Here is a 598-nt window from a genome sequence, read left to right on the forward strand (position 1 = left end):
GCATGCAGGCAAAAGCGGCAGGTATTGGAATGCCTGAGGTCGCGATTTATCCGGGTAAAGAAGTTAATGCATTCGCCACGGGTGCCAACCGAAACAATGCATTGGTTGCCGTGAGTGCAGGCCTTTTAAACAACATGACCAAAGATGAAGCTGAGGCTGTTTTAGCCCATGAAGTAAGCCATGTTGCTAACGGCGACATGATCACATTGAGCTTAATCCAAGGCGTCGTGAACACATTTGTGATTTTCTTCAGTCGCGTTATTGGCCACACCATCGATCGTGTGGTTTTCAAAAACGAACGAGGCCACGGCATTGCATATTGGGTATCAACGATTATCGCTGAAATCGTACTGAGCATACTCGCTAGCACCATTGTTATGTGGTTCTCTCGCCAACGAGAATATCGCGCTGATGCTGGCGGAGCAAAACTAGCAGGCACGCATAAGATGATCGCAGCATTGAAGAGACTTCAAGCACAAACAGAGAGCCAAGAACTCCCTGACCAATTAACAGCGTTTGGCATTTCCGGACTCAGACACTCTAAATTTGGTGCGTTGTTTTTATCTCACCCGCCATTAGAGCAACGAATTCAAGCACT

General features: G+C 47.3%; 1 protein-coding gene. It reads left to right on the top strand.

The features are described from left to right. Nucleotides 1–598 (top strand): protease HtpX (gene htpX / locus A3762_RS06330; RefSeq protein WP_068754559.1); only part of this gene is annotated, 598 nt, incomplete at both ends.

Source organism: Oleiphilus sp. HI0125 (assembly GCF_001635355.1).